The sequence below is a fragment of the Thomasclavelia sp. genome (assembly GCF_017889095.1).
GTDB lineage: Bacteria > Bacillota_I > Bacilli_A > Erysipelotrichales > Coprobacillaceae > Thomasclavelia.
The window spans coordinates 1-4,661 of the sequence record NZ_JAGHEW010000105.1; the positions used below are offsets into that span (position 1 = coordinate 1).

Annotated in this window: 8 protein-coding genes; all 8 read left to right on the forward strand. The window is 30.2% G+C overall.

Annotation, left to right across the window (positions count from 1 at the left end; all coding sequences use genetic code 11):
- Window positions 1-743: ABC transporter ATP-binding protein (locus J7M77_RS04820; RefSeq protein ID WP_296876564.1), on the forward strand; the 743-nt coding region annotated here is incomplete at its 5' end.
- A 2-nt stretch (window positions 744-745) separates the two neighbouring features.
- Window positions 746-982 carry a hypothetical protein gene (locus tag J7M77_RS04825; RefSeq protein WP_296876566.1) on the forward strand — a complete coding sequence of 79 codons (237 nt, stop codon included), beginning with the start codon at window positions 746-748 and terminating at the stop codon, window positions 980-982.
- A 123-nt stretch (window positions 983-1,105) separates the two neighbouring features.
- The gene (locus J7M77_RS04830) at window positions 1,106-1,585 is read left to right on the forward strand and encodes a flavodoxin (RefSeq protein ID WP_296876569.1); all 480 of its coding nucleotides are present in this window, start codon (window positions 1,106-1,108) and stop codon (window positions 1,583-1,585) included.
- 130 nt (window positions 1,586-1,715) lie between these two features.
- Window positions 1,716-2,159 carry a MarR family transcriptional regulator gene (locus J7M77_RS04835; RefSeq protein WP_296876571.1) on the forward strand — a complete coding sequence of 148 codons (444 nt, stop codon included), beginning with the start codon at window positions 1,716-1,718 and terminating at the stop codon, window positions 2,157-2,159.
- A gap of 83 nt (window positions 2,160-2,242) precedes the next feature.
- Complete coding sequence (locus J7M77_RS04840) at window positions 2,243-2,845, forward strand: NAD(P)-binding oxidoreductase (protein WP_296876573.1); 603 nt, start codon at window positions 2,243-2,245, stop codon at window positions 2,843-2,845.
- Window positions 2,846-2,858: 13 nt separating this feature from the next.
- Entirely contained in the window at window positions 2,859-3,404 is a 546-nt protein-coding gene (locus tag J7M77_RS04845; RefSeq protein ID WP_296876575.1) for a flavodoxin family protein, read from the forward strand.
- Between the two features lie 178 nt (window positions 3,405-3,582).
- Entirely contained in the window at window positions 3,583-3,996 is a 414-nt protein-coding gene (locus J7M77_RS04850) for a MarR family transcriptional regulator (RefSeq protein WP_296876577.1), read from the forward strand.
- A partial coding sequence (locus J7M77_RS04855; RefSeq protein ID WP_296876579.1) for an AEC family transporter occupies window positions 3,984-4,661 on the forward strand: 678 nt, incomplete at its 3' end. The genes J7M77_RS04850 and J7M77_RS04855, both read left to right, overlap by 13 nt.

The following is a 4,661-nucleotide window of genomic DNA, read 5'->3' on the forward strand; positions in this document are numbered from 1 at the left end:
AAAATGTTCAAGGAGTTATTGATTATAAAGATGTAAGTTTTGGCTACGGTGATGAAAAAGTTTTAGAAGATCTAAATATTCATATTGATTCTGGCAGATCAGTAGCACTAGTTGGACCTTCGGGTGGTGGTAAAACTACGATTTGTTCTTTACTATTACGTTTTTATGATGTTAGTAAAGGGGCAATTGAAATTGATGGTCAGGATATTAGAAAACTAACTTTAAAATCTTTACGCCAATCAATTGGAATTGTCCAACAGGATGTTTATTTATTTACAGGTTCGATCAAAGAAAATATTTCTTATGGTCGACCAGGAGCTAGTGATGAAGAAATTATTGAAGCAGCCAAAAAAGCCAACATTCATGATTTTATTATGAGTTTGCCTGATGGTTATGACAGTTATGTAGGTGAACGGGGAACTAGATTAAGTGGTGGTCAAAAACAGCGTATTTCGATTGCTCGTATTTTCTTAAAAGATCCTAAAATCTTGATTTTAGATGAAGCAACGAGTGCTTTAGATAACGAAAGTGAACGACACATTCAAAAAAGCTTAGAAGCTTTAGCTAAAAATCGAACTTGTATCACGATTGCCCATCGTTTATCAACTATTAGAAATGCCGATGAAATTATTGTTATCGGTGATAATGGTATTGTCGAAAGAGGAACCCATCAATATTTATTAGACCAAAATAATGTTTACGCTAATTACTATCGATTACAATTTGAAGGATTGGAAGATTAAACATGTTACAAAATGGACAAACAGTCTATTATTTAATTAATGGATATATTATGGATGGTGAAGTCTTTGATCTTCAAGGAAATGAGCATGAATATACATTTAAAATTTCTAATTTAGCTGCCTGTGAAGGTCATAATGAAATTTCATCAAGACAAATTCACTATACGATTTTTTTAGATTATCAGGAAGCTAAAAAGTATCAAGATAATCCGCACTGTTATATCCAGTCATATTGTTAGTAACACCATCTCGGTGTTACTATTTTTTAATTATGCTTAAAATCAATAATAAATATTTACAATAGGTATTAGACAGATGATTTATAAGTGATAAAATAATAGTAGTAAATGGAGGTAATAAAAATGTCAAAAAATTTAGTTGCTTATTTTTCTGCAAGTGGACAAACAGCCAAATTAGCCAAAACTTTAGCTAAAGTCGTTGATGGAACAATCTATGAAATCTTACCAAAACAGCCATATACAAGTGCTGATTTAAATTGGCAAGATAAACAAAGTCGTAGCAGTATTGAAATGAATGACAAATCATATCGGCCTGAAGTTGCTAACAAGGTTGATGATATTAATCAATATGATGTTATTTATGTAGGTTTTCCAATTTGGTGGTATGTTGCACCAACAATTATTAATACCTTTTTAGAACAATATGATTTAACGGGAAAAACAATTATTCCTTTTGCAACCTCAGGTGGCAGTGGCATGGGGAATACTAATCATGAATTAAAAGTTTCTTGTCCTAATGCTAATTTAATTGAAGGAAAACGCTTTGGTGCTAATGCCAGTGGAAATGAACTTAAAGCCTGGGTTACTAGCTTAAATATTTAACCGCTAAAAATAGCGGTTATTATTTTAATTATAAAGTATGAAAATCATACTTTATTGATTAAAGACTATTGATAATTATTAATGAATATTTTAATATAGTCTTGTAAGCGGACTAATTGAGGTGAAAGCAATGGATCAAGAAGTAAATAATCAAGTTGAAAGATTTTGTAGTTTATGGCAAGGATTAAATTTAATTTATGAAGATTATGCGCGTTCATTAAATATAACTTATACCAGTATGTATATTTTAACGATGATCAGTAAATTAGAAAACTGCACGCAAAAGAAAATCTGCCAACAGACTTTTTTACCGAAACAGACAGTAAATACGATCATTACCGGATTTTATAAAAAAGGCTGGGTAGAATTAAAAGAACTGCCTGAAGATCGCCGGGTTAAAGCAATCCATTTAACGTCGTTAGGTAAAGAATATACTGATAAATTTATTCCTAAAATTAAATCTGCAGAATATAAAGCAATGGAGCAATTATCACAATCTGATCGTGAAGCCTTATTATCAACAATGGATAGTTATTGCAAGGCATTTCGTGAAGCTATGTTAAATGATGATTAATAAATTCCCCAAGTGGGAATTTAATTTAAAAGATATAGTCCGAAAACAGTACATTATTAAATAAATACTAAAAGGAAAATGAAATGGAAAAAATCTTAGTTTTAGGAGCAACTGGTAGTATTGGTCATCATGTCGTAAAGTTTTTAGAAAATGATGATCAAAAGAAAGTAACTGTATATGTAAGAAATCCTGATAAACTTGATCAAAATTTGAATCCATCAGTTAAGATCTTAGTTGGTGATATGCAAGATCAAGATAAGTTAATTACAGCTTTTAAAAATCAGGATGTTGTCGTAGCTAGTTTATCTGGTGACTGGTTAAAACACGCTAAAAATATTGTTACAGTGTTAAAAAAGTCTAATGTTAAAAGAATCTATTGGGTTAGTGGACTAGGAATCAGTAATGAAGTACCTGGAAGAGTGGGAATGATTTTATCAGGATATGCAAAACGTTATCCAGAATATATTCAGGCAGCTAAAGAAATTGTTGCTTCAAAAACACCGTATACTTTGATTAGAGCGGCTAATTTAACTAATGGTAATAATCTTGAATATCATCTTCAATATCCTGGTCAAAAATTGCACCAAGAAAATGTCGATCGCAAAGCTGTAGCTAAATTTATTGTTGATATGATCAATGATGAAAATGATTTTGGTTTAAATGAAAGTATTGGAATAACTAATTAAAAGGAGATAACTAATGAAAAAGAAAATTCTAGTATTGATGTCAAGTCCTCGTAAAGGTGGTAATTGTGATACTTTAAGTGATGCTTTTATTAAAGGAGCTAGTGAAAGTGGCCATGAAAGTGAAAAAGTGTATTTAAAAGATTTAAATATTTTACCATGTCTTGGCTGTTCAGCTTGTCAAAATAACGGTGGTAACTGTATTAGAAAAGATGATATGCCGAGCATTTATGAAAAAATGAAAGAAGCTGATGTCATTGTTTATGCTAGTCCCGTTTATTTTTATACTTGGAATGGAATTATGAAAATGATGATTGATCGTACTTATGCAATTGAAAAAATCTTAACGAATAAAACGTTTTATTTAATTAGTGCTGGACAAGCTCCTGAAGAAAAATATATGCAAACGATGATCAATAGTTTTCGTCAGTATATTAACTGTTTCCGTCAAAGTGGCAATCAAGAAGGTGGCTATGTTTTTGGTTATCAGACAGATAAACCGAAAGATGTTTTAAATACACCGGCGATGGACAATGCTTATCAAATGGGAAAGAATGTATAGGCTTTGATTAGATATAAAAATATTTTAGTAGAAGAATGATGATAAATCAAAAGATTTCATCATCCTTTTTTATATAGTATTACTGAGAAATTATTTTAGAAATATTTGAAAAACAGTGAATAAATATATTGACAATTAGAATTCTAACTATTAGAATTCTAATTAAAGGAGGGCGAATATGAATTATCATCAAATTATGCTAGAAAATCAAAGCATTTATACCAAACACTTTTTTGAAAAGATTCAAGATTTGAAATTATCTCATGGACAGCCCAAGATTTTGGAGTATCTTTTAGAACATGAGGGCTGTATGCAAAAAGATATCGCTAGAGCATGCATGATTGAACCGCCAACAGTAACTTCTTTGTTATCAAAGATGGAAAAGGATCATTTGATTATTAGAAAATCACTTGATGGAAATCGTCGTTCATTACATATTTTTTTAACTGATGAAGGAAATAAAAAAGCTAAAATCGTAAAAGATACTTTTACAAAAATCGATGAGGATATTTTAAGTATTCTTAGCGATAAAGAAAAAAGAGAATTATTAAATCTATTAAAGAAAGTAAATAATCGTTTATGGAAATTTTAATAATTGTATTAACGCAGCTTTTTGCGTTTAGTATTTTTGGGATTATTGGTGTTTATGCTGTTAAAACCAATATTCTAGACAAAAGTGGTTTGAACTATCTTTCTAATTTTGTAATCAAAATAACTTTACCGATCATGTTATTTATTAATACATTAATAGGTGTTAAACGTGAAGTTTTACTAAATTCAATATCAATCATTTATTTAGCTATCGTTTTTTATCTTCTTGTTTTGATTGTTGCTTGGGGACTTAAACGTTTATTTAAGATTAAACTGGATCAAGGAAAAGTCTACATGGCCTTAGTGATGTTTAGAAATGTCGGATTTATTGGAATTCCGATGATTAGTAAACTTTTTCCTCAAAACGGTATGCTTTATATAGCGCTTTTTACGGTTGTGGACCAATTATTATTATGGACTTTGGGAATAACATTAATTACACCAAGTCAAAGTCAGCAATCTTTTAAGTTTAGCCAACTTAAAAAAATGATCAATCCATCTACTATCGCGATAGTTCTTGCGTTAATTTTGGTTATGTTAGATTTACAATTACCAGTTATAATGCAAACGACATTATCACAAATAGGAAGTATTACTTCCCCACTGGCAATGATTTATTTAGGCGGTTCTTTTTGCTTTATTCCCATTAGACCATTGGTAAAGGAA